The 24,408-nt window shown below is 72.7% G+C and carries 21 protein-coding genes; 10 read left to right on the forward strand and 11 right to left on the reverse strand.

What is annotated here, in order from left to right; genetic code table 11:
• Positions 1–34: 34 nt before the first annotated feature.
• From L1857_RS20845 to iolC, 10 genes are read right to left on the reverse strand one after another with little or no spacing between them, the layout of a single operon-like run.
• Positions 35–391 (reverse strand): universal stress protein, encoded by a 357-nt coding sequence (locus L1857_RS20845; protein ID WP_094002823.1) that lies wholly within the window; start codon positions 389–391, stop codon positions 35–37.
• Positions 391–1,827, reverse strand: coding sequence for a sugar porter family MFS transporter (locus L1857_RS20850; protein ID WP_249465935.1), 1,437 nt, complete (start codon positions 1,825–1,827; stop codon positions 391–393). Before L1857_RS20850 ends, L1857_RS20845 begins: the two co-directional genes overlap by 1 nt.
• A gap of 15 nt (positions 1,828–1,842) precedes the next feature.
• Positions 1,843–2,703: a sugar phosphate isomerase/epimerase family protein gene (locus L1857_RS20855; RefSeq protein ID WP_094002821.1), complete on the reverse strand. Its 861-nt coding sequence runs from the start codon at positions 2,701–2,703 to the stop codon at positions 1,843–1,845.
• A gap of 1 nt (position 2,704) precedes the next feature.
• Entirely contained in the window at positions 2,705–3,712 is a 1,008-nt protein-coding gene (locus L1857_RS20860; protein WP_249465945.1) for a Gfo/Idh/MocA family protein, read from the reverse strand.
• Positions 3,709–4,656 carry a TIM barrel protein gene (locus L1857_RS20865; protein ID WP_094002819.1) on the reverse strand — a complete coding sequence of 316 codons (948 nt, stop codon included), beginning with the start codon at positions 4,654–4,656 and terminating at the stop codon, positions 3,709–3,711. Before L1857_RS20865 ends, L1857_RS20860 begins: the two co-directional genes overlap by 4 nt.
• A gap of 7 nt (positions 4,657–4,663) precedes the next feature.
• Positions 4,664–6,157: a CoA-acylating methylmalonate-semialdehyde dehydrogenase gene (locus tag L1857_RS20870; protein WP_116114241.1), complete on the reverse strand. Its 1,494-nt coding sequence runs from the start codon at positions 6,155–6,157 to the stop codon at positions 4,664–4,666.
• 8 nt (positions 6,158–6,165) lie between these two features.
• Entirely contained in the window at positions 6,166–8,022 is a 1,857-nt protein-coding gene (gene iolD, locus L1857_RS20875; RefSeq protein ID WP_249465951.1) for a 3D-(3,5/4)-trihydroxycyclohexane-1,2-dione acylhydrolase (decyclizing), read from the reverse strand.
• A complete protein-coding gene (gene iolB / locus L1857_RS20880) occupies positions 8,019–8,846 on the reverse strand; it encodes a 5-deoxy-glucuronate isomerase (RefSeq protein ID WP_094002816.1) in 828 nt (275 codons plus the stop codon). The genes iolD and iolB overlap by 4 nt, the downstream gene beginning before the upstream one ends.
• Positions 8,843–9,712, reverse strand: coding sequence for a Cgl0159 family (beta/alpha)8-fold protein (locus L1857_RS20885; protein WP_094002815.1), 870 nt, complete (start codon positions 9,710–9,712; stop codon positions 8,843–8,845). Before L1857_RS20885 ends, iolB begins: the two co-directional genes overlap by 4 nt.
• Complete coding sequence (gene iolC, locus L1857_RS20890) at positions 9,705–10,652, reverse strand: 5-dehydro-2-deoxygluconokinase (protein WP_255407817.1); 948 nt, start codon at positions 10,650–10,652, stop codon at positions 9,705–9,707. Before iolC ends, L1857_RS20885 begins: the two co-directional genes overlap by 8 nt.
• Before the next feature lie 118 nt (positions 10,653–10,770).
• Between iolC and L1857_RS20895 the strand changes: the two genes are divergently transcribed.
• The 8 genes from L1857_RS20895 (at position 10,771) to argG (ending at position 20,743) form a co-directional block, all read left to right on the forward strand.
• Entirely contained in the window at positions 10,771–11,811 is a 1,041-nt protein-coding gene (locus tag L1857_RS20895; protein ID WP_240323405.1) for a LacI family DNA-binding transcriptional regulator, read from the forward strand.
• Between the two features lie 175 nt (positions 11,812–11,986).
• Positions 11,987–13,258, forward strand: a complete 1,272-nt coding sequence (locus tag L1857_RS20900; RefSeq protein ID WP_240323406.1) for an SWIM zinc finger family protein — start codon at positions 11,987–11,989, stop codon at positions 13,256–13,258.
• Positions 13,255–14,664: a DUF5691 domain-containing protein gene (locus tag L1857_RS20905; protein WP_249465958.1), complete on the forward strand. Its 1,410-nt coding sequence runs from the start codon at positions 13,255–13,257 to the stop codon at positions 14,662–14,664. Before L1857_RS20900 ends, L1857_RS20905 begins: the two co-directional genes overlap by 4 nt.
• On the forward strand, positions 14,661–15,740 hold the full coding sequence (locus L1857_RS20910; RefSeq protein WP_249465961.1) for an ATP-binding protein: 1,080 nt from the start codon (positions 14,661–14,663) through the stop codon (positions 15,738–15,740). The genes L1857_RS20905 and L1857_RS20910 overlap by 4 nt, the downstream gene beginning before the upstream one ends.
• Positions 15,737–17,923, forward strand: coding sequence for a DUF5682 family protein (locus L1857_RS20915; protein ID WP_249465969.1), 2,187 nt, complete (start codon positions 15,737–15,739; stop codon positions 17,921–17,923). The genes L1857_RS20910 and L1857_RS20915 overlap by 4 nt, the downstream gene beginning before the upstream one ends.
• Positions 17,920–19,071, forward strand: a complete 1,152-nt coding sequence (locus L1857_RS20920; protein WP_249465978.1) for a VWA domain-containing protein — start codon at positions 17,920–17,922, stop codon at positions 19,069–19,071. The genes L1857_RS20915 and L1857_RS20920 overlap by 4 nt, the downstream gene beginning before the upstream one ends.
• A gap of 59 nt (positions 19,072–19,130) precedes the next feature.
• Positions 19,131–19,256, forward strand: a complete 126-nt coding sequence (locus tag L1857_RS35420) for a hypothetical protein (RefSeq protein ID WP_275895884.1) — start codon at positions 19,131–19,133, stop codon at positions 19,254–19,256.
• 29 nt (positions 19,257–19,285) lie between these two features.
• Positions 19,286–20,743, forward strand: a complete 1,458-nt coding sequence (gene argG, locus L1857_RS20925; RefSeq protein ID WP_094002808.1) for an argininosuccinate synthase — start codon at positions 19,286–19,288, stop codon at positions 20,741–20,743.
• Between the two features lie 42 nt (positions 20,744–20,785).
• On the opposite strand, the gene L1857_RS20930 is transcribed toward argG, so the two are convergent.
• On the reverse strand, positions 20,786–22,003 hold the full coding sequence (locus L1857_RS20930; protein ID WP_162830963.1) for a cytochrome P450 family protein: 1,218 nt from the start codon (positions 22,001–22,003) through the stop codon (positions 20,786–20,788).
• A 133-nt stretch (positions 22,004–22,136) separates the two neighbouring features.
• On the opposite strand from L1857_RS20930, the gene L1857_RS20935 reads away from it, so the two are divergent.
• Positions 22,137–22,745, forward strand: a complete 609-nt coding sequence (locus L1857_RS20935; RefSeq protein WP_233156992.1) for a TetR/AcrR family transcriptional regulator — start codon at positions 22,137–22,139, stop codon at positions 22,743–22,745.
• Positions 22,742–24,337, forward strand: coding sequence for an MDR family MFS transporter (locus L1857_RS20940; protein WP_116109627.1), 1,596 nt, complete (start codon positions 22,742–22,744; stop codon positions 24,335–24,337). The genes L1857_RS20935 and L1857_RS20940 overlap by 4 nt, the downstream gene beginning before the upstream one ends.
• Positions 24,338–24,408 lie beyond the last annotated feature (71 nt).

Below are 24,408 nucleotides of genomic sequence, written 5' to 3' on the forward strand. Positions count from 1 at the left end.
CGGCCGGGGCACACCCGCCCCGGCCGGTGCTCCCTCACGCGGGCACCTTCACCGCCAGGACCGGCACGTCCGCGTTGAGCAGCAGGAACTGGGCGAGGCTGCCCAGCACGAGCTTGCCCACCGGGCTGCGCCGCTTCATGCCGATCACCAGCAGCTCCACCTCGTCGCGGTGGCGCTCCAGCAGGCCGAGCACGTGCTGCCCCACCTCGACGTCCGGCTCCCGGTCGAGCACGGTCGTCGCCACGTCGGCGGGCACGTGCGAGACCTCCAGCGGCGCCAGCCGCAGGTTGGCGGCCAGCAGACCGGTCCCGCGCCGCCGGGCCTCGGCGACCGCGGCGTCCAGCGCCAGCGTGCCCTCGTCCGAATCGCTCACCGCGACCAGCACCGCCATCAGACCGTCACCGTCCCCGTGTAGCGGGTGCGCAGTTCCTTCTCCAGCGTCTCCAGCGACCGGCCGCGGGTTTCCGGCACGAACCTCGCCACGAACGTGATCGCCCCGACGCCGAGCGCGGCGAACAGGAAGAACGCGCCCGAGATGTGGATGGCCTCCACCAGCAGCGGGAACAGCAGCCCGACCGCGAAGTTGGTCAGCCACAACACCAGCGCGCACAGCCCGAACCCGAACCCGCGCAGCTTGAGCGGGAAGATCTCGGACAGCATCAGCCACGTCACCGGCGAGATCGAGCCCTGCTGGAACGCCAGGAACGTCACCGTCAGGGACAGCACGACGAACGCGCGCCCGATCCCCTCCGGCAGCAGCAGCGAGAACAGCCCGATCAGCAGCAGCGCGGAGGTGGTGCCGATCTGCCCGGCGATCAGCATCGGCCTGCGGTCGACCCGCCCCAGCAGCCAGATCCCGGCGAAGGTGGCCAGCACCGAGATCACGCCGTTGGCGATGTTCGCGGTCAGCGCGCCGTTGGCGGAGAACCCGGCGTCGGTGAGGATCTGCGTGCCGTAGTACATGATCGAGTTGACGCCGGTGATCTGCTGGACGATCGCGATGCCGACCCCGGTCAGCACGAGCCGCCGGATCCACGGGGTCGCCAGGTCCGACCAGCCGCCGGTCTTGGCCTGCCGGTCCTCCAGCGCCAGCTGGCGCACCTCGGCCAGCTCGGCCTCCGCGCGCCGCCCCGACCGGACCTCCTTGAGCACCGCCAGCGCGTCGCCGAACCGTTCCCGCGAGGCCAGCCACCGCGGGCTCTCCGGCATGACCAGCATCCCGAACCACAGCACCACCGCCGGCAGCGTGGCCAGCACCAGCATCCACCGCCACACCCCGCCGCTCTCGCCGAAGGCGTTGCCGATGATCGCGTTGAAGGTGAACGCGAGCAGCTGACCGGTGACGATCATCAGCTCGTTCTGGGTGACCAGCCGGCCGCGCCGCTCGGCGGGCGAGACCTCGGCGAGGTAGGTCGGCACGGTCACCGACGCGCCGCCGACGGCCAGGCCGAGCACGAACCGCGAGAGCACCATGACCGTGGTGTCCGGCGCGAACGTGCAGCCCAGGGTGCCGACGAGGAAGATCACCGCCAGCGCCAGGATGGTGCGGCGGCGGCCGCGGCGGTCGGACAACCGCCCGCCCAGCACCGCGCCGAGCGCCGCGCCCAGCAGCAGCGAGCTCGTCACCAGGCCCTCGGTCAGCGGGGTGAGCCCGAGGTCGGCCTGCATGTAGGGCAGGGCGCCGTTGATCACGCCCGTGTCGTACCCGAACAGCAGACCGCCGAAGGTGGCGATCACCGTGACCAGGCGCAGCCGCCGCTTGTGCGGCCCCGGCTGGTCCGCGGGGAGGGTCTGCCCGGATGGTGCGTCGTCTTTGACGTGTGACATGAGGGGTGTCTTCCTCTAGGCGGCCAGTTCCTTGGTAACGCGTTCGAGCATGAAAGCGGAGGATTCGACGGCGCGTTCCTCCCAGGCGAAGACGCACACCGTGGCGACCCCGTCGAAGCCGAGTTCGCGCAGCGTGCCGAAGAAGGCGTCCCAGTCCACCTCACCCTGGCCGATGTCCAGGTGCTGGTGGACGCGCGCCGGGGTGCCCGGCGGGTTGAGGATGTAGCGCAGACCGGAGGACGCCTTGTGGTTGAAGGTGTCCGCGATGTGCACGTGCTGCAGCTTGTCGCCCGCGTAGCGCATCATCGCGGCGATGTCGCCCGCGCCGTCGGAGAGGTGGAACGTGTGCGGGGCGCAGTACAGGTAGTTCACCCACGGCTCGTTGATGGCGCGCACCAGGTCCACCGCGGGGTCGTTCAGCTCGCAGAAGTCGTCCGGGTGCGCCTCGAGGTTGAGGGCGATGCCTTCGCGTTCGAAGACCGGCAGCAGCTCCTCCATCGACCGCCAGAACGCGGCCTCGCTCTCCGCGGCCTGCTCCGGGCGGCCGTTGAACTCGGAGTTCATCAGCGGGCAGCCCAGCTCGGCGGTCACTTCGATCATCCGCTTCCAGTACCGGACCGCGGCCTGCCGCTCGGTCTCGTCGGGGCTGGACCACTTGTACAGCGGCAGCACGCTGGCCAGCCGCACACCGGTCTCGGCCAGCACGCGCTTCAGCTCGGCGACCTTGTCGTCGTCGGCGCGCGGGTGCAGGAAGAACGGCATGAAGTCGGCGCGCGGGGACAGTTCGAGGTACTCGTAGCCGATGTCGGCGACCGTGCGGACCATCTCGCGCATCGGCAGGTCGCGCAGCATGTAGGGGTCGAGTGCGATCTTCACGTCAGCTCCCGTAGAGGTCAGGGCGGTCCTTGAGGCGCACGGACACCACCCGCCCGGTTTCCAGCGCCTCGGTGCCGGCGTCGGTGGCCACCGCCGCGGCGTAGCCGTCCCACGCGCTGGGGCCGGCGAGCCTGCCGTCGTCGATCGAGGCGATCCATTCCACGAACTCGCGGTCGAACGCGGCGCCGAAGCGGTCCTTCCAGTCCTGCAGCACGCCGGTGCGCTGCACGGCGGCGGTCTTGACGAGCACGTCCGCCGGATCGGGCAGCCGCACCGTGCCGGACTCGCACACGGTCTCGCACTGGATGTCGTAGCCGAACTGGCAGTTCACGAACACCTCCAGGTCGACCCGCACCCCGCTGGCGGTCTCGAACAGCATGAACTGCGGGTCCACCAGGTGCTCGAACCGGTTGGCGGTGCGGCGCGGGCGGATCACCTGCGCCGAGACGATCTCCTCCCCCAGCAGCCAGCGGATCGTGTCGATCTCGTGCACCGCGGTGTCCTGCACGGCCATCGCCGAGTGGTAGGCCTCGGGCACGGTGGGGTTGCGGTGCGCGCAGTGCATCATCAGCGGGTGGCCCAGGCCGCCGGAGTCGAGGACCTCCTTCATCGCGCGGTAGCCGGCGTCGTAGCGGCGCATGAACCCGACCTGCACCAGCCGCCGCCCGAAGGACTGCTCGGCCTCGATGACGCGCAGGCAGTCCTCGGCGGTGGTGGCCAGCGGCTTCTCGCAGAACACGTACTTGCCGGCCGCGATCGCGGCCAGCACGTACTCCGCGTGCGTGGGCCCCCAGCTGGTCACCACGACCGCGTCGACCAGCGGGTCGGCGATGACGTCCTGGCCGGTGGGCAGGGCGCGGGCGCCGATGCCGGAGGCGACCTCGGCGGCGCGGGCGCCGTCGACGTCGGTCACCGCGACCACCTCGGCACCGGTGACCACGTCGGTCAGGCGCCGGATGTGGTCCTGGCCGATCATGCCGGTGCCGATCACTCCGATGTGGATGGTCATGCGCGCTCCCCTCCCGGGCGGCGGGTGCCGGAGAGGCCGCACGAGTTCAGGTACTCGCGGGTGCGCACGGCGATGGGCAGGGGCACGTCCGGGGCGCACGGGTAGAGGTCCTGCTCGACGATCACGAAGATCTCGGCGTCCAGTCCGGACAGCGCGTCGATCACCTCGGCCGGGTTGGGCACGCCGGCCGGCGGTTCGACGCACACGCCGAGCTTGACCGCCTCACCGAAGGACAGGTTCTCGGCCCGCACCCGGTCGAGCACCGCCGGGTCCATCTGCTTGATGTGGACGTAGCCGATGCGCTCGCCGAAGCGGCGGATCAGGTCGACCGCGTCGCCGCCGCCGTAGGCGACGTGCCCGGTGTCCAGGCACAGGTTGGCGTAGCGGGGGTCGCTCTCGTTGAGGTAACGCTCGATCTCCTGCTGGGTCTGGATGTGGCTGTCGGCGTGCGGGTGCAGCACGAGCCGCACGTCGTACTCCTCCAGCAGGATCCGGCCCAGTTCGCCGGCGCGGCGGCCGAAGGAGGCCCACTGCTCGGCGGTCAGCTCGGGCGATTCGGTGTAGGCACCGGTCTTCTCGTCGCGGTACATCGGCGGGATGTAGACGAGGTGGTGCGCGCCCGCGGCGGCGGTCAGCTCGGCGACCCGGCGGGTGGTGGCGAGCATGTCGTCCCACTGGCCGGGGCGGTGCAGGGCGCCGAAGGTGGTGCCGCCGGAGACCTTCAGGCCGCGCTCCCCCAGCTCGTCGGCCAGCTGCCGCGGGTCGGTGGGCAGGTAGCCGAACGGGCCCAGCTCCAGCCATGCGTAGCCGGCCTGGACGAGTTCGTCGAGGAACCGGGTGTGCGGGACCTGCTGCTCGTCCTGGGGAAACCAGACGCCCCACGAGTCGGGGGCGGAGCCGAGGCAGAGGTTGCCGATCACGGTGCGCGTCGTCGCGGTGGTCATGGTGCTCCTAGCTGGAGGTGGGGAAGTCGAACCCGGCGGTGAACTTGCCGGTGTGCGGCCAGCGGCTGGTGACGACCTTGGCGCGGGTGTAGAACCGGACGCCTTCCGGGCCGTGGATGGGACTGTCGCCGATGAGCGAGTCCTTCCAGCCGCCGAAGGAGTAGTAGGACATCGGGACCGGGATGGGCACGTTGACGCCGATCATGCCGACCTTGACCTCGCGCTGGAACCGGCGGGCGGCCTCGCCGCTGCCGGTGAAGATCGCGGTGCCGTTGCCGTAGGGGTTGGCGTTGATCAACGCGATGGCCTCGTCGATGGTGTCCACCCGCACGATCGCCAGGACCGGGCCGAAGATCTCCTCGCGGTAGGCGTCCATCTCGGTGGTGACGTGGTCCAGCAGCGACGGCCCGACGAAGAAGCCGTCCTCGTGACCGTCCACGATGAGGCCGCGGCCGTCGACGACGACGGTGGCGCCCTGCTCGGCACCGCTGGTGACGGCGCCGATGACGCGTTCGCGGGCGGCCTGGGTGACGACCGGGCCCATGTCGTTGCCGGCGTCCGAGCCCGGGCCGACCTTGACCTCGTTCGCCTTGCGTTCGAGGATCTCCACCAGCTCGTCGCCGGCCTCGCCGACGGCGACCCCGACGGAGATCGCCATGCACCGCTGGCCGGCGGAGCCGAACGCGGCCGCGGTGAGGTGGTTGGCGGCGAACTCCAGGTCGGCGTCGGGCAGCACGACGGCGTGGTTCTTCGCCCCGCCGAGGGCCTGGACGCGCTTGCCGGAGGCGGTGGCCCGCTCGTGCACGTACTTGGCGATCGGGGTGGAGCCGACGAACGACACCGCCGCGACGTCGGGGTGATCGAGGATCGCGTCCACCGCGACCTTGTCGCCGTGCACCACGTTGAACACGCCCTCGGGCAGCCCGGCTCGCGCGTACAGTTCGGCGACGAAGTTGGACGCCGACGGGTCGCGCTCGCTGGGCTTGAGCACGAAGGTGTTGCCGGTGGCGATCGCGATCGGGTGCATCCACAGCGGCACCATGATCGGGAAGTTGAACGGCGTGATGCCGGCGACCACCCCGAGCGGCTGGCGGAAGCTGTGCACGTCGACGTCGCGGGAGACCTGGTCGGAGAACCCGCCCTTGAGCGCGTCGGCGATGCCGCACGCGTACTCCACGACCTCGCGGCCACGGACGATCTCACCGCGCGCGTCGTCGATGACCTTGCCGTGCTCGGCGGAGATGATCCGCGCCAGCTCGTCCTCGTGGCGCACGAGCAGCTCGCGGAAGGCGAACATGACCCGGACGCGCTGGGTGAGCGAGGAGTTGCCCCACGACTCGAAGGCCTTGCCCGCGGCCGCGGCCGCGGTGTCCACGTCGGACGGTCCGGCGAGCAGCACCTCGGCCTGCTGCTGCCCGGTGGCCGGGTCGTAGACGGGGGCGGTGCGGGTGGAGCCGGCGCGGGCGGGCGCGCCGCCGATCCAGTGTTCGATGGTGTTCACGCTGTTCCTCACAGGTAGTGGCGCTGTGCTCGTTTGGTGGCGGAGTAGGTTTCGTAGGCCTTGCGGGTCGAGTCGAGTTCGGAGACCTCGCTGACCGGCACGTCCCACCACGCCGATCCGGGCGGGTTGGGGCCGTACAGGTCGGTCTCCACGTGCACGACGGTGGTCGTGCGGTTCGCCTTCGCCCGGGCGATCGCCGCCCGGAACTCGTCCACCGTGGACGCCCGCAGGACCGTGGCGCCGAGGCTTTCCGCGTTGGCCGCCAGGTCGACCGGCAGCACGCCGCCTTCCAGCAGGCCGGTGTCGCCGCTGCGGTACCGGTACCGCGTGCCGAACCGCTGGGAGCCCAGGGTTTCCGACAGGGAGCCGATGGAGGCGAAGCCGTGGTTCTGCACCAGGACGATGATCACCTTGAGGCCCTCGGAGACCATGGTGACGATCTCCTGCGCCATCATCAGGTAGGAGCCGTCGCCGACCAGGACGACGACCTCCCGGTCCGGTGCGGCCATCTTCGTGCCGATCCCGGCCGCCACCTCGTAGCCCATACAGGAGAAGGCGTATTCGACGTTATACGCCTTCGGGTCGCGAGCGCGCCAGAGCATCTGCAGGTCGCCGGGCATGGAGCCGGCCGCGTTGATCACCACGTCCCGGTCGTCCAGGGCGGCGTTGAGGGCGCCGAGGATCTCGGTCTGCGCGGGCAGCGGCTGGTGGCCGACGGTGAAGCAGGCGTCGGCCGTGCGGTTCCAGTCGTCGGCGAGCATCCGGGCGCGGGCGCGGTAGGCCTCGCCGACCTGCCAGCCGCCGAGCGCCTGGCGCAGTCCTGCGATGCCGAGCTTGGCGTCGGCCAGCAGCATCTCCGCCGAATGCTTGGCGGCGTCGAGGCGGGCCACGTTCAGGTTCACGAACTCCACGTCCGGGTTGCCGAACACGGTGTGGCTGGCGGTGGTGAAGTCGGAGTAGCGGGTGCCGATGCCCAGCACCACATCCGCCTCCGCGGCCAGCGCGTTCGCGGCGGTGGTGCCGGTGGACCCGATCCCGCCGACCGCGCACGGGTGGTCCCACGGGACCGCGCCCTTCCCCGCGTGCGTGTCGGCCACCGGGATGCCGGTGGCCTCGGCGAACGCGCGGAGTTCCGGCTCGGCTTGCGAGTACACCACTCCCCCGCCGGCCACGATCAACGGCGCCTTCGCTCCACGCAGCAACCCGGCGGCACGGGCCAGGGCGCCGGGTTCGGGCAGGGGGCGGCCGATGTGCCAGACGCGGCGGCGGAAGAACTCCTCCGGCCAGTCGAACGCCTCGGCCTGCACGTCCTGCGGCAGGCACAGGGTCACCGCCCCGGTCTCCACGGGGTCGGTGAGCACCCGCATCGCCGCGAGCGCGGCCGGGATGAGCTGCTCGGGGCGGGTGATGCGGTCGAAGTACTTCGACACCGGCCGGAACGCGTCGTTGACCGTCACGTCCCCGCCGCGGGTGTCCTCCAGCTGCTGCAACGCCGGATCCGGGGACCGGGTGGCGAACATGTCGGACGGCAGCAGCAGCACGGGCAGCCGGTTGGTGGTCGCCAGGGCCGCGCCGGTGATCATGTTCGTCGAGCCCGGGCCGGTCGACGCCGTGCAGGCGAAGGTCTGCAGCCGGTTGCGCATCTTGGCGAACGCCGCCGCCGCGTGCACCTGGCCCTGCTCGTTGCGGGCCAGGTAGTAGGGCATCTCGTCGGCGTACTGCAGCAGCGCCTGCCCGATGCCGGCGACGTTGCCGTGCCCGAAGATGCCCCAGGTGCCGGGGATCAGGCGCTGCTCGACGCCGTCGCGCTCGGAGTACTGGTTCGCGAGGAACTTCACGAGCGCCTGCGCGGTGGTGAGTCTCATGGCGTGCTCCCGAAGGGAAGGCGCGGGTCGGTGTCCTGGGACTCCCAGGTCTGGCGCACCCAGCCGTGGGCGGGGTCGTCGCAGATCAGCCAGGCGCGGTCCGGGCCCGGCCCGGCCATCACGTTGAGGTAGTAGAGGTCGTAGCCGGGCGCGGCCATCGACGGGCCGTGCCAGCCGTGCGGGATCAGCACCACGTCCCCGCTGCGGACCTCGGCCAGCACGTCGGAGGAGCCGTACACGCGCTGGTAGCCCATGCCGCCGCCGGAGACCTCGAAGTAGTAGATCTCCTCCAGCACGCTTTCGCCGTCGCGGGCTTCGTCGTGCTTGTGCGGCGGGTAGGACGACCAGTTCCCGCCCGGCGTCAGCACCTCGCACACCAGCAGCCGGCCGGCGTCGAAGGTGTGCGGCAGGCAGTAGTTGTTGACCTGGCGGGAGCAGTTGCCCGCGCCCCGCAGTTCCACCGGGGTCGCGCTCGCCGGCTGGTACCGCGCCGGCAAGCGGCGGCCGGTCTTCGCGGCCGGCAACGCGAACCGGCCGGTGCCGGCAATCGTGGCCTCCGCATCCCGCGGCAGGTAGGCGAAATCGGTGACCGAGTCGAACACCCCGGCGCGGCCGGCGAGAGCGAACTCCTCACCGTCCACGGTGACCGTGCAGCTGCCGGACAGCGGCAACACGAGTGTCTCGAAGTCGCCGGTGCGGACGGTTTCGGTGCCGTCCAGGTCCAGCACCCGCAGTCCGGAGTGGACCCAGCCGGCCGACTCCGGGGTGACCACCACGTCGAACGGTCCCCCGGCGGTGCTGCCCGCCTCGCGATGGAGCTTCACAGCAGCCCCACCGCCGTGTCCACTGCCTTGGCGACATCGCCGTCGTGCGGGTACAGCAGCGACCGCCCCACCACGAGCCCCTGCACGGTCGGCAGCGCGAGCGCCTGCTGCCAGGACGCGAACGCCGCGTCCGGGTCCTCGACCTCGCCGCCCAGCAGCACGGCGGGCAGCGTCGAGGACGCCATCACCCGCTCCATGTCCGCGACCACCGGCAGCTTCAGCCAGGTGCAGGCCGAGGTGCGGCCCAGCCCGGAGGCGATGGTGATGGACCTGATGACGGCCTCCGGGGAGAGGTCGTTGCGCAGCTTCCCGTCCACCCATTCGGACAGGAACGGCTCGACCATCGCGATCAGCTTCCGTTCGGCCAGCTCGTTGACCGCCCGCGCGGTGTTCTCCAGGACGCCCGGGGTGGCCGGGTCGGTCAGGCAGATCCGGGTCAGCGTCTTGCCGCCGTCGAAGCGCATCCGCTCGATCGACTCGGCGTCGCAGCAGGCGAACCGGTCGTCGATCTCGAAGGCCGACCCGGCCAGGCCGGTGCGGTTCATCGAGCCGATCACCGTCTTGCCGTCCAGCACGCCCAGCAGCAACAGGTCGTCGAGGATGTCCGCGGTCGCCAGCACCCCGGTGACCCCCGGCCGTTCCAGCGCCAGGCAGAGGCGGTCCAGCAGCTCACCCCGGTCGGCCATCGCCAGCGGGTCCCCGCCGACGGCGTTCGCACCCCGGGCGGGGTGGTCCGCGGCGATGATCATCGTCCGGCCCTTGTCGTTGAACGGCGACTTGGCCCGCACCCGGTTCGCCGCCGCCTCGGCGATCGCCTCCGGGTCGTGCACCCGCTTCGCGACGATCCGCCGCACCGTCTCAGACACCCTGTGTTCCTCCCAGCTTGCGCAGTACCTGGTCTTCGGTCGGCATCGCGTCCGAACAGGACAGTTCACCGGCCACGTGCGCCCCGGCGGCGTTGGCGAAGCGCATGACCCGCGCGGTGTCCCAGCCGGACAGCAGCCCGTGGCACAGGGCCCCGCCGAACGCGTCCCCCGCGCCGAGGCCGTTGACCACCCGCACCGGCACCGGCGGGACCTCGACCTCGCCGTCGTCGTCCACCGCGAGGACACCCTTCGGGCCCTGCTTGACGACCGCCAGCGAAACCCCCTTGTCCCGCAACGCCTTCGCCGCTTCCCGTGGCTCCCGGGTGCCGACCGCGGTGTCGCACTCGTCGAGGTTGCCGACGGCGACGGTGACGTGGTCCAGGGCCTTGCCCACCCACTCGCGGGCCTGTTCCCGGGACTCCCAGAACATCGGGCGGTAGTCCAGGTCCAAGATCGTGATCCCGCGGCGGGCCCGGGCCTCCAGCGCGGCCAGGGTCGCGGAGCGGCTGGGTTCCTGCGACAGGCCGGTGACGGTGACCCAGAAGATCTTCGCGGCGCGGATCGCGCCGAAGTCCAGATCCTCCGGCGCGAGGTCGAGGTCGGGGGCCTTCGGGAAACGGTAGAAGTAGAGCGGGAAGTCGTCCGGCGGGAAGATCTCGCAGAAGGTCACCGGGGTCGGCAGGTGCCCGGACGTGCCGACGAAGCGGTCGTCCACGCCGTAGCCGGCCAGTGCCCGGTGGAGGAACCGGCCGAACGGGTCGGCGCCGGTCTTGGTGACGACCGCCGTCCGGCGCCCGTACCGGGCGGCGGCGACGGCGACGTTGGTCGCGCTGCCACCGAGGTACTTGCCGAACGAGGTGACGTCCTCCAGGCCGGTACCCGTCTGCAGTGGATAGATGTCCACGCCGATGCGGCCCATGGTGACGACGTCGAAGGTCACCCGGACACCTCCTTGTGTGTGGCCTGCGGGGAGCGGTTAGCGCGCTCTATTAGCGCGCTCTAGTACCCGGTACTATGGAGACAGCCGAGAGTCGTGTCAAGAGCCGCGGAGGAAGTGGATGAGCGCAGAGGCCGGGGACGAGCCCGGCAAGCCGAGGCGCGGGCGGCGCCCGACCATGGGGGATGTGGCCCAGCGGGTCGGGGTGTCGCGGGCGCTGGTGTCGCTGGTGTTCCGCAACGAGCGGGGGCCGAGCGAGGAGACCCGGCAGCGGGTGTTCGCCGCGGCGCGCGAGCTGGGTTACCGGCCGGACAGCGCCGCGCAGATGCTCGCGAGGTCCCGCAGCAAGGTGCTCGGCGTGATGTTCACGGCGCGCAACCCCTTCCACAACGACCTGATCGAGGGCGTCTACCCGGTGGCCGAGGAGCTGGGCTACGACATCCTGCTGTCGGCGACCGCGCCCAGCCGGGCCGAGCAGGCCGCGGTCGAGGCGCTGCTCAGCCACCGGTGCGAGGGACTGGTGCTGCTCGGCCCGAACCTGGAGCCGGGGTACGTGCGGGAGCTCGCCACGCGCATCCCGACCGCGGTGGTGGGCCGCCGGTTCAGCGGGGCCGAGGTGGACGCGGTGCACGCGGCGGAAGCCCAGGGGGTCCGCCAGATCATCGACTACCTGGTGGAGCTGGGGCACAAGTCGATCGCGCACATCGACGGCGGCGACGGGCCCGGTTCGGCCGAGCGGCGCCGCGCCTACAAGGCCGCGCTGCGGCGGCACGGGCTGGCCGAGCACATCTCGGTGCTGCCCGGCGACCAGACGGAGGAGTCCGGCGCGGCGGCGGCGCGCGCCCTGCTGGCCGACCGGGAGTCGATGCCGACCGCGGTGTTCGCCGGCAACGACCGGTGCGCGGTGGGGTTCCTGGACACCGTGTGGCGGGCCGGGCTGGAGGTGCCGGGCGACATCTCGGTGGTGGGTTTCGACGACAGCCCGCTGGCGCAGCTGTCGCACATCGACCTGACGACGGTGGCGCAGGCGCCGGAGCGGCAGGCCGAACTGGCGGTCCGCGCGGTGGTCTCCCGCCTCGACGACCCCGCGCGGGAGCCCGCGCACCTGGTGATCCAGCCGAAGCTGGTGGTCCGCGGCACGACGGGCAGCCCGCGCGCTTGACCCGCAGCTCCCGCCGAGGGGAGGTCACACTGGCACGGGGCCCCGACAGGCGCGCCGGCCCGCTGGCTCGCGCCTGATCCGTGCCCGGCCGAACCCGGCCAGGCACTCCCCACCGGGGGTGGGCACCCGGTGAACCAGCAGGCCGCGGCCCCGCCACGGCGGATAGGCTGGCCGCGTGGGTGCGCGGTGGACGGTGGCTCGGGTGCTGGCGCTGGCCCCGGACGCCGGCTCCGCGCGCGCCGCCCGCGGGCTGGCCCATCCGCGCACCTGGTCGGACCTCGGCAGCACCAGCTCACTCGTCTGGGGCAAGTGCCAGGGCAGCGCCCGCGCCCCCTACCAGGTGACCGTCGACCTCACCGAGCCCTCCTTCCGCTGCACCTGCCCGAGCCGCAAGTTCCCCTGCAAGCACGGCCTGGCACTGCTGCTCATGTGGGCCGCCGGCGACGGATCCGTCGCCGAGGACACCGGACCGGCCGACTGGGTCGCCCCGGCCACGCCCCGCAAGGAACCCACCAAACCCGACCCCGAAGCGCAGGCCAGACGGCTCGCCGAGCGGGAGTCGCTCATGTCGGCCGGCCTCGACGACTTCGAGCTGTGGCTGCACGACCTCGTCCGCCAGGGCCTGGCCACCGCCCGCCGCCAGCCGCCCGGCTTCTGGGACACCGCCGCCGCCCGCCTGGTCGACGCCCAGCTGCCCGGCCTCGCCGACCGGGTTCGCACCGCCGGGGCCGACATCCACGCCCGCGCCGACTGGGCCCAGCACCTGCTCGGCGAGCTCGGCCGCTGGTACCTCGCGGTCCGCGCGTGGCGGCGCCGGGCCGAACTGGACGAAGCCGCGCTCGGCGACCTGCGCACGGTCCTGGGCTGGGCCCGCCGCCGCGACGAGATCGGCGACCGCGTCACCGACCGGTGGTGGGTCGTCGGCCTGAGCCAGGAGGAGGACGAGCGCCTGCTGTCCCAGCGCACCTGGCTCCACGGCGAGCGCACCGGCGAGACCGTGGTGCTGCTCGACTTCGCCGCCGCCGGTCAGGCGCTCAAGGTCGCGCACGTGCTGGGGTCCGTCGTGGACGGCGAGATCGCCCGCTACCCCGGCGGCTCGCCCCGCCGCGCCCTGCTCACCGGCGACGAGCACAAGATCACCCCCGGCTCCGGCCTCCCCCACGCCACCGACGTCCGCACCGCCCTCGCGCAGGCCGCCCGATGGCTGGCCGGAAACCCGTGGCTGCGCCGCATTCCGCTCGCCCTGGCCGGGATGACCGTGGTCCCCGGCGAACCGCCGCTGCTCGTCGACGCGAGCGGCACCGCGCTGACCCTGGCCCCGGACACCGACGTGTGGCAGCTGCTCGCCCTGACCGGCGGCCACCCGGCCCCGGTGTTCGGCGAGTGGATCGACGAGCGCCTGCACCCGCTGAGCGTGCAGGCCGGCGACCGGCTGGTGGCGCTGTGACCGCCTGGGACGACCTCCTCGGCACGGCGCTGGTCGGCACCGGCCGCCGCCCCTTCGACCTCGCCGCCTCCGGCATCCGCGGCGCCGGCAACGTCACGGCCGGCACCCCCGAGGCCGCCGTCCTGGCCGCGGCGGCGCTGGCCGCCGGCTACCGGCGCGCCGGCTGGACCCCGCCCACCTGGCGCGGCACCCGAGCCGGACCCGCCGCCCCCGACGACCGTCCCGAGTGCACCCCGGCCGCCGCCCAGCTGCTGGAACTGCTGCTCACCCGCGCCATCCGCCTGGAAGCCGGCACCGAACCGCTCACCACCGACTGGCTCACCGCCGCCCGCGACGCCGGACGCCGCCCGCCCCACCGGCTGCTGCCCGAGCTGCTCCGCTTCGGCACGACCACCGCCACCGCCCGCGGCCTCGTCCGGGAGGTCATCGGCCCGCGCGGCGCCTGGCTGGCCGGGCACAACCCGGCGTGGAGCTGGGCGGCCACCGTCCCGCCCGGCGAGGTGGCCGAGCGGTTCGCCACCGGCACCCGCGCCGAGCGGGTGGCGCTGCTGACCGATCTGCGCGCCACCGAACCCGCCCGCGCCCGCGACCTGGTCGGGGAAACCTGGGCCGCCGAACCGGCCGCCACCCGCGCCGCGTTCCTGGACACCCTGCGCACCGGCCTGTCCGGCGACGACGAACCCCTGCTCGAACGCGCTCTCGACGACCGCGCCGCCACCGTCCGCGCGGCCGCCACCGCCCTGCTCGACCACCTGCCCGGCTCGGCCCGCGCCCGCCGCATGGCCGCGCGCGCCCAGGCGCTCCACCAGCGGGGCGGCGCCTTCGACCTGCCCGGCGAACCCGACGAGGCGGCCCGCCGCGACGGCGTCACCGGCCACCGCGAACCCGGCCTGGGCCGCGCCGCGTCCCGGCTGATCCAGATCCTCGCCGCCACCCCACTGTCCACCTGGGACACCCGCTGGATCGCCGCGGCGGACCACGACGTCCTCCTCGGCTGGACGAAGGCCGCGCTGCGCCAGCGCGACCAGGACTGGCTCACCGCGCTCGCCCGCCACCAGCCCACCCCGGAGCTGATCGCCGCGCTCACCCCGGAGGTGGCCGCCGAGATCCTGGGCGGCCGGCAGAAACTCGACGCCCGCTTCGGCGCGCTGCTCGCCGCCGCGCCCGGGCCGTGGCCGGCGGCGTTCTCCACCGAGATCGTCGGGCGGCTGCGCACCGGCAAGGCCGACGCCGTCCTGCGGCTGGCCGCCCGCGCCATGGCCGAGCACCTGCACCCCGCGGCGCTCGCCGCCGTCGAGAACTGGCTCTTGAGCCTCGGCACCGACCGCAACCCCGCCGCGCGCACCCTGCGCGGCATCGCCCACGCGCTCACCATCCGAGCGACCATCCTGCAGGAGTTCACATGACGGATGTGCTGAGAGCACACGCCGAGCAGCAGCACGCCGGCGAGCTGGCCGCGCTCGCCGCCGCCGACGACCGGCCCCGGCCGCCCAACTGGAAGCTGTCGCCGTGGGCGGTCGCCACCTACGTCCTGGGCGGACAAGCCCCGGACGGCACGCCGATCACGCCGAAGTACCTCGGGGCGCGGCGGCTCGTCGAGGTCGCGATCGCCACGCTCGCCACCGACCGCGCGCTGCTCCTGCTGGGCGTGCCCGGCACGGCGAAGACGTGGCTGTCCGAGCACCTGGCCGCGGCGATCTCCGGCGACTCGACGCAGCTCGTGCAGGGCACGTCCGGCACCGCGGAGGAGGCGATCCGCTACGGCTGGAACTACGCGCGCCTGCTCGCCGAGGGCCCCTCGCCCAAGGCGCTGGTCGCCAGCCCGGTGCTGCGCGCGATGGAGACCGGCGGCATCGCGCGGATCGAAGAGCTGACCCGCATCCCCTCCGACGTGCAGGACGCGCTGATCACGATCCTCAGCGAGAAGACCCTGCCGATCCCGGAGCTGGACAGCGAGGTGCAGGCGCTGGCCGGGTTCAACGTGATCGCCACCGCCAACGACCGCGACCGCGGCGTGAACGACCTGTCCGCCGCGCTCAAGCGCCGCTTCAACGTCGTGGTGCTGCCGCTGCCGGAGGACGCCGAGTCCGAAGTGGAGATCGTCCGCCTGCGCGTCGAGCAGCTGGGCCGGTCGCTCCAGCTGCCGGCCGGGGCGGAGACCGTGGACGAGATCCGCCGCGTGGTCACGGTGTTCCGCGAGCTCCGCGACGGGGTCACCACCGACGGCCGCACCAGGATCAAGTCGCCGTCGGGCACGCTGTCCACGGCCGAGGCGATCTCGGTGATGACCAACGGGATCGCGCTGGCCACGCACTTCGGCGACGGCGTGGTGCGCGCCGACGACGTGGCGGCCGGGCTGCACGGCGCGGTCGTGAAGGACCCGGTGCAGGACCGGATCGTGTGGCAGGAGTACCTGGAGACCGTGGTCCGCGAGCGCAAGCCGTGGTCCGACCTCTACCGCGCGTGCCGGGAACTGGTGTGACCGTCCACGTCCTCGGCATCCGCCACCACGGGCCGGGTTCGGCCCGCGCGGTGGCCGACGCCCTGGGCCGGCTCGATCCGGAGGTCGTGCTGATCGAGGGGCCGCCGGAGCTGGACGCGGTCGCCCCGCTCGCCGCCGCGGCGGGCATGCGGCCGCCGGTCGCCGGGCTGGTGTACGCGGCCGACAAGCCCGCCACCGCCGCGTTCTACCCGATGGCGGTCTTCTCCCCGGAGTGGGTGGCGCTGCGGTGGGCGCTGGAGCACGGCCGGCAGGTGCGGTTCCTCGACCTGCCCGCGAACGTCGCGCTGGCGCTGGAGGACGCCGACGACCCGGCCGCCGAACCGCCGGTCGACCCGATCGCGACGCTGGCCGCGGCCGCCGGGTACGACGACCCGGAACGGTGGTGGGAGGACGCGGTCGAGCTGCGCTACCACGGGCTGGAGGTGTTCGACGCGCTGCTCGACGCCATGCGCGCGCTGCGTGAAGGGCACGTGCCGGACCTGCGCACGCAACGGCGCGAGGCCGCGATGCGGCGGGTGCTGCGCGGCGTCATCCGCGCCGGCGCCGGGACCATCGCGGTGGTGTGCGGGGCCTGGCACGCGCCGGTGCTGGTGCCGCCGGAGTTCCCGTCGCAGGCCGCCGACAACCGGCTGCTCAAGGGCCTGCGCACCACGAAGGTCGCCGCGACCTGGGTACCGTGGACGTCGTCGCGGCTGGCCCTGGCCAGCGGCTACGGCGCCGGCATCGCCTCCCCCGGCTGGTACCACCACCTGTTCACCACCGCCCGGGACGAGGCGGTGCGCCGGTGGCTGGTGCGGGTGGCGCACCTGCTGCGCCGCGAGCAGCACGACGTGTCCCCGGCCGCGGTGATCGAAGCCGTCCGGCTCGCCGACGCGCTCGCCGTGCTGCGCAACCGGCCCCACCCCGGGCTGCCCGAGGTGCTGGAGGCGTGCCAGTCCGTCCTGTGTGGAGGGTCGGACGTCCCGATGCGGCTGGTCGCCCGCGAGCTGCTGGTCGGCGACATCCTCGGCCGCGTGCCCGCCGAGACGCCCATGGTGCCGCTGGCGAAGGACCTGGAAGCGACCCGGAAACGGTTGCGGCTCAAGCAGAGCGCGGCCGAGCAGCCGCTGGAACTGGACCTGCGCACGCCCACGCACCTGGAACGCAGCAAGCTGCTGCACCGGCTCCTGCTGCTCGGCGTGCGGTGGGGCGAGCCGGCGGAGACCACCCGGACGAAAGGCACGTTCCGCGAATCCTGGGTGCTCCAGTGGCGGCCGGAGCTGGCGGTGGCGCTGATCGAGGCGAGCGGGCACGGCACCACGATCGAATCCGCGGCGACGGCCGTGGTGGCGCAGCGCACCGCCGGGGCCGACATCGCGGAGCTCAGCGCGCTGGTCGAGGACACCCTGACCGCGGACCTGCCGGACGCGCTGGCCGGGGCGCTCGCCGCGCTCGACGAGCGGGCGGCGCGCCAGCACGACACCACCCGGCTGATGGCGGCGGTCGAGCCGATGGCGCGCGTCCGCCGCTACGGCAACGTGCGCCGCGCCGACACCGAGCTGGTGCAGCGGGTGCTGACCGGGGTGGTCACGCGCATCGCGGTCGGGCTGCCCGCCGCGTGCGCGGGTCTCGACGACGAGGCCGGGCGTGAGGTGCGGCAGCTGCTCGACAGCGTGCAGCGCGGGATCGGGCTGCTCGACCAGCGGGAGCTGCGGGAGGTCTGGTACGGCGCGCTGCGGACGGTCGCCGACCGGCTCGGCGTGCCCGGGGTGATCGCCGGCCGCGCGGTGCGGCTGCTGCTGGACGCCGGGCTGCTCGATGTGTCCGACGCCGGTGACCGGCTGTCCCGGCAGCTGTCGCTGGCCGCGGACGCCACCCAGGCCGCGGGGTGGCTGGAGGGGTTCCTGTCCGGGGAGGCGGCGCTGATGGTGCACGAGCCGGAGCTGCTGGAGATCGTCGACCGGTGGGCCACCGGGGTGAGCGAGGACGTGTTCGACCACCTGCTGCCGTTGCTGCGCCGGACGTTCGCCGAGTTCACCGCGCCGGAGCGGCGGGAGATCGGGTTGCGGGTGAAACGCCTCGACCGCGGCGACGGCGCGTCCGGGGTGCGGGCGGCGGACGAAACGCTGGACCACGAGCGGGCCGCCCTGGTGGTGCCGCGGATCCTGGAGCTGCTGGGATGACCGATCGGTTGCGGCGGTGGCGGATGATGCTCGGCGGGCAGGACGCCGACGGCACCGGCGTGTCGCTGTCCGGTGTGGACACCCGGCGGGACGCGACGCTGGAGGCGTTGTACGACAAGGAGAAGGACCGCCGGGGCGGGCTCGGCGGGTCGTCGCCGCGGGTGGCGCGGTGGCTGGGCGACATCCGCGGCTACTTCCCCAGCTCGGTGGTGCAGGTGATGCAGCGCGACGCCATGGAACGGCTCGGGCTGCGGCAGTTGCTGCTGGAGCCGGAGATGCTGGAGTCGGTGCAGCCCGACGTGCACCTGGTGGGCACGCTGCTGTCGCTCAACCGGGCCATCCCGGAGCGGTCGCGGGACACCGCGCGGGCGGTGGTGCGCAAGGTGGTCGAGGACCTGGAGAAGCGGCTGGCGCAGCCGACGCGGCAGGCGGTGAGCGGGGCGCTGCACCGCGCCAACCGCACGAGCCGGCCGCGGCACGGCGACATCGACTGGAACCGCACGATCCTGGCCAACCTGAAGCACTACCAGCCCGAGCAGCGCACCGTGGTGCCGGAGCGGCTGGTCGGGTTCGGGCGGCGGCTGCCGAGCGTGAGCAGGCAGATCGTGCTGTGCCTGGACCAGAGCGGGTCGATGGCGGCGTCGGTGGTGTACGCGAGCGTGTTCGGGGCGGTGCTGGCGTCGATCCGGTCGCTGCGGACGCGGGTCGTCGCGTTCGACACCGCGGTGGCGGATCTGACCGAGTCGGTGGCCGACCCGGTGGAGCTGCTGTTCGGCGTCCAGCTGGGCGGCGGCACCGACATCAACGCGGCGCTGGCGTACTGCCAGACCCGGATCGACGCCCCGCGGGACACGGTGCTGGTGCTGATCAGCGACCTCTTCGAGGGCGGCAACGAAGAGGAGATGCTGCAGCGCGCGCAGGCGCTCCAGGCGGACGGCGTGCTGGTGGTGTGCCTGCTCGCCCTGAGCGACGACGGAGCACCCGCCTACGACCACGACACCGCGGCCGCGCTGGCGGCGCTCGGGATCCCCGCGTTCGCGTGCACGCCGGAGAAGTTCCCGGACCTGATGGCGGCGGCGATCCAGCGGCAGGACGTGGCCGCCTGGGCGGCGGCGAACGATATCCCGACCGCCGCGGGCGAGGACTAGCGCGTTCCGCCCGCGGCAGCCGTTCTTCGTGAGACGATGCCGCGGCGAAGGAGGAGGGCGTGGACGAGCAGCGCATCAGCAACGACCTGAGCGGCGCGGCACCGGGCTTCGCCGGCCGGCTGGCCCGGGACCTCCTCCGCCGGCTGATCCGCGTGGCCGGGAACACCCCCGCCCCCTTTGCATGACCATGCATCGCCATGCATATACTGTCCTCGTGTCCAAGGTGCTCACCTCTCTGCCTGTCGGTGAACGTGTCGGGATCGCCTTTTCCGGGGGCCTCGACACGTCCGTAGCGGTCGCGTGGATGCGCGAGAAGGGGGCGGTCCCCTGCGCCTACACGGCCGACATCGGGCAGTACGACGAGCCCGACATCGCCTCCGTGCCGGGCCGGGCCAAGACCTACGGCGCGGAGATCGCGCGGCTGGTCGACTGCCGGGAGGCGCTCGTCGAGGAGGGGCTGGCCGCCCTGGCCTGCGGCGCCTTCCACATCCGCTCCGGCGGCCGCGTCTACTTCAACACCACCCCGCTGGGCCGCGCGGTCACCGGCACGCTGCTGGTGCGCGCGATGCTCGAGGACGACGTCCAGATCTGGGGCGACGGCTCCACCTTCAAGGGCAACGACATCGAGCGCTTCTACCGGTACGGCCTGCTCGCCAACCCGGCCCTGCGCATCTACAAGCCGTGGCTGGACGCCGACTTCGTCACCGAACTGGGCGGCCGCACCGAGATGTCGGAGTGGCTGACCGCCCGGAACCTGCCCTACCGCGCCAGCACCGAGAAGGCCTACTCGACCGACGCGAACATCTGGGGCGCCACCCACGAGGCCAAGGCCCTGGAGCACCTCGACGCCGGCATCGAGCTGGTCGAGCCGATCATGGGCGTCCGCTTCTGGGACCCCGAGGTCGAGATCCCCGCCGAGGACGTCACCATCGCCTTCGAGCAGGGCCGCCCGGTGCGGATCAACGGCAAGGAGTTCGCCTCCGCCGTGGACCTGGTGCTGGAGGCCAACGCGATCGGCGGCCGGCACGGGCTGGGCATGTCCGACCAGATCGAGAACCGGATCATCGAGGCCAAGTCGCGCGGCATCTACGAGGCCCCGGGCATGGCGCTGCTGCACGCCGCCTACGAGCGGCTGCTCAACGCGATCCACAACGAGGACACGGTCGCCAGCTACCACAACGAGGGCCGCCGCCTGGGCCGCCTCATGTACGAGGGCCGCTGGCTGGACCCGCAGTCGCTCATGCTGCGCGAGTCGCTGCAGCGCTGGGTCGGCACGGCCGTCACCGGCGAGGTCACGCTGCGGCTGCGGCGCGGCGAGGACTACTCGATCCTCGACACCGCCGGCCCGTCGTTCAGCTACCACCCGGACAAGCTGTCGATGGAGCGGACCGAGGACGCCGCGTTCGGCCCGGTGGACCGCATCGGCCAGCTGACCATGCGCAACCTGGACATCGCCGACTCCCGCTCGCGCCTGGAGCAGTACGCGGGCCTGGGCATGGTCGGCACCGGCGGCACCCAGCAGCCCGGGCTGGTCGGCGCCGCCCAGGCCGCCTCGACTGGCCTGATCGGCGCCATGACCGAGGGCGGCGGCGAGGTGATCGCCTCACGCGGCGCCAGCGCCGAGGACGTCGAGCTGCTCGACCACGCGGCGCTGGAAGCCGGCAACGACTGACGGCCGCGGACGGGGGGGCGAGTCGCCTCGCCCCCCGTCCGGTCAGCCCGGCAGGCCGAGGTTCACCGGGATCGACAGCGGGCCGATCGTGAAGAACGACGGCGAGTACGGGATGTCGTCCGGATCGACGGCCAGGCTCAGATCGGGCAGCCGCCGGTACAGCGCGGCCAGCGCCAGCCTGCTCTCCAGGCGCGCCAGCGGCGCGCCGATGCAGTACCGCGGGCCGTGGCCGAACCCCAGGTTCGCGCCCTGCTCGCGGCTGATGTCGAACTCCCCGGCCGTCTCGCCGTACACCTCCGGGTCGAGCCCGCACGCCTGGTAGACCACCCCGACCGCGTTGCCCTTGGGGATGTCGACGCCCGCGACGGTCACGTCCGCGAGGGTGAAGCGGAAGCTGGTCATCATCACCGAATGCCGGTACCGGATCGTCTCCTCGACGACGTCGGCCCAGCGCTGTTCGCGCTTCGCCAGTTCCAGCTGGCCCGGGTGCTGCGACAGCGCGATGACGGCGTTGCCGAGGAGGTGCACGGTGGTCTCGTGCCCGGCGATGAGCATCAGCCACAGCACCCCGACGAGCTCGTCGGTGGTCAGCTCGTCGCCTTCGTCGCGGGCCTGGACCAGGCTGGTGGTCAGGTCGTCGCCGGGCTCGGCCTTCTTCCGCTCCACCAGTTCCCGCAGGTAGGCCATGAGGGCTTTCTGCGTCGCGAACGCCTCAACGGCAGGGGTCGTGTGGGCCAGCAGCGTGGCGGTCCACTTCCGCAACCGCATCCGCTCCGGCCCGGGCACGCCGAACAGCTCGCAGATCACCGACATCGGCAGCACCTCGGTGAAGGCCGGCACCAGGTCGACCCCGTCACCCGCGGCCACGACCCCGTCCAGCAGCTCGTCGACGAGCTGCTGGATACGCGGCTCCAGGTCGAGCACCCGCGCCGGGGTGAACGCCTTGCCGACCAGGCCGCGCAACCGCCGGTGGTCGGCACCGTCCTTGGTCGACAGGTGGTCGCCCTGGACGATGCTGCGCAGCGGCCAGTCCGCCGGAATGGACCCGTCGTGCAGCGCGGGCCAGTGCTTCGGATCGCGCGCGAACGTCCTGTTGTCCCCGGCGAGGATCTCCCGGACCGCGTTGTGGGTGAGCGCGAGGTAGGCGGGCACGCCGCCGGGGAACTCCGCGCGGACCACCGGGGCGATCTCGCGGAGACGGAGGCAGGTGTCGAGCGGTCGTTCGTCGGCGGCGGGAAACGCGGGAAGGCCAGCGGTCATGGCATGAGCCCTTTCGGCACCGTGCGCCCGTGTTCGGGCGCGGTACGTCAACTGAACCCGGACCACGCAATCCGCCATTCGGGAAGACCCGCCTTTGCACTCCCACCGTGAGAGTGCAACAATGCACTATGACATGAATAGTGCACCTACCGGCCGCTCCGAGCGGATGGCCGCCACCGCCGCCCGGGTGACCACCGTGGCGCGCCGGCTCACCGCCGAGCGGGGCCTCACCGGCTTCACCGTCGAGGAGGTGTGCGAGCGCGCCGGCATCTCGCGCCGCACCTTCTTCAACTACTTCGCCACCAAGGACGACGCCGTCCTGGGCCGGTCCGCGCACCGCGACGACGAGGACCTCGTGGCCGCCTTCCTCGACGGCACCGCCCCCCTGCTCGACGACCTCGCCCGGCTGACGGCGCAGCGCTGGGCACGCGCCGACATGACGGTCGAGAACTGCCGCGAGGTGCAGGCCGCCGTCGAACGGGAACCCCGGCTGCTCGCCAAGTTCCTCGAGCAGCTCCTGCGCGACGAACAGTCCGATGTGGAGCTGGTCGAACGGCGGGAAGGCCTGCCGCGCGGCGACGTGCGCGCCGCGACCGCCGTGCAGGTCGTCGGCGCCCTGGCCGGCGCCGCCGTCCGCGAATTCGTGTCCGAGGGCAGCACCACGCCCTTCGCCGACCTCCTCACGCGCCGGCTGGACGCCGCGCGCACCCTCCTGTCCCCCGACCCCGAACGGACGTCATGACGACCACCGCGCCCGCCCCGCTGCTGCTGACGCAGAGACGGATCTGGATCATCTTCAGCGCCCTCATCGCGGGCATGCTGCTGTCCAGCCTCGACCAGACGATCGTGGCGACCGCGATGCCGACGATCGTGGGCGACCTCGGCGGCGTCGAGCACCAGGTGTGGATCACCACCACCTACCTGCTCGCCACCACGATCGTCATGCCGATCTACGGCAAGTTCGGCGACGTCCTGGGCCGGCGGCGGCTGTTCCTCGTCGCGATCGCGTTGTTCACCCTCGCCTCCGTCGGCTGCGCGTTCGCCACCGACTTCTGGGTGTTCGTGGTGTTCCGCGCGCTGCAGGGCTTCGGCGGCGGCGGGCTGATGATCCTGTCCCAGGCGATCATCGCCGACATCGTGCCCGCCAACGAGCGCGGCAAGTACCTCGGCCCGCTCGGCGCCGTCTTCGGGTTGTCCGCCGTCGGCGGCCCGCTGCTCGGCGGGTTCTTCGTCGACCACCTCACCTGGCAGTGGGCGTTCTACATCAACATCCCGGTCGGCGTGGCGGCGTTCGTCATCGCGCTGGTCGCGCTGACGCTGCCGAGCAAGAAGGCGACCCAGCCGATCGACCTGGCCGGTGTGGTGTTCCTGTCGCTGGCCACCACGTGCCTGATCTTCTTCACCGACTTCGGGGGCGACTCCGACCACGGCTGGGCGGCGCTGGAGACCTGGGCGTGGGGCCTGGGGCTGCTCGTGTCGGCGGTGGCGTTCGTCGTGGCGGAAAAACGCGCCGCGGACCCGATCATCCCGCTGAGCCTGTTCCGCAACGGCATCTTCGTCAACGCCACCGCGATCGGGCTGGCGCTGGGCCTGGGCATGTTCGCCGCGATCGGGTTCGTGCCGACGTTCCTGCAGATGTCGTCGGGCACCTCGGCGGCCGCGTCCGGCCTGCTGCTCCTGCCGATGATGGCCGGCCTGATCGGCACCTCGATCGTCTCCGGGTCGGCGATCACCAAGACCGGGCGCTACCGGATCTACCCGATCCTCGGCACCGTCCTCACCGCCGTGGCGATGGTCCTGATGACCACGCTCGCCGCGGACACGCCGATCTGGCTGATCTGCGGGTACCTGTTCGTGTTCGGCGCCGGGCTCGGGCTGATCATGCAGGTGGTCGTGCTGGTGGTGCAGAACGCGGTGCCCGCCGCGATGATCGGCACCGCGACGAGCACGAACAACTACTTCCGCGAGGTCGGCGCGGCGCTGGGCACGGCCGTGTTCGGCACGATCTTCACCACACGCCTGACGGAGAACCTCAACGGCGTGTTCACCGCGGCCGGCGCCTCGGCCGCGGACGCCTCGGCCACCACGGCGACCCTCGACCCGGCCGCGCTGAACCAGCTCCCCGAGCCGGTGCGCGACGGGGTGGTCACCGCCTACGCCGACGCGCTCGCCCCGGTGTTCTGGTACCTGCTGCCGTTCATCGGGATCGCGTTCGCGTTGTCGCTGGTGCTCAAGCAGATCCCGCTGTCGGACGTGGCCGGCCTGGTGGCCCGCGGCGAGGCCATCGGCGGCGAGGAGGCCGAACGCCTGGAGGCCGAACACCGTCGCGGGTGACATGGCGGCGATCTCACCGTCATCCGTGCTACTTTCCGACCGTCGGCTGGGGGACCACCCGACAGGTTGGG

The organism is Amycolatopsis thermalba, assembly GCF_023376025.1.
Taxonomy (GTDB): Bacteria; Actinomycetota; Actinomycetes; order Mycobacteriales; family Pseudonocardiaceae; genus Amycolatopsis_E; species Amycolatopsis_E thermalba.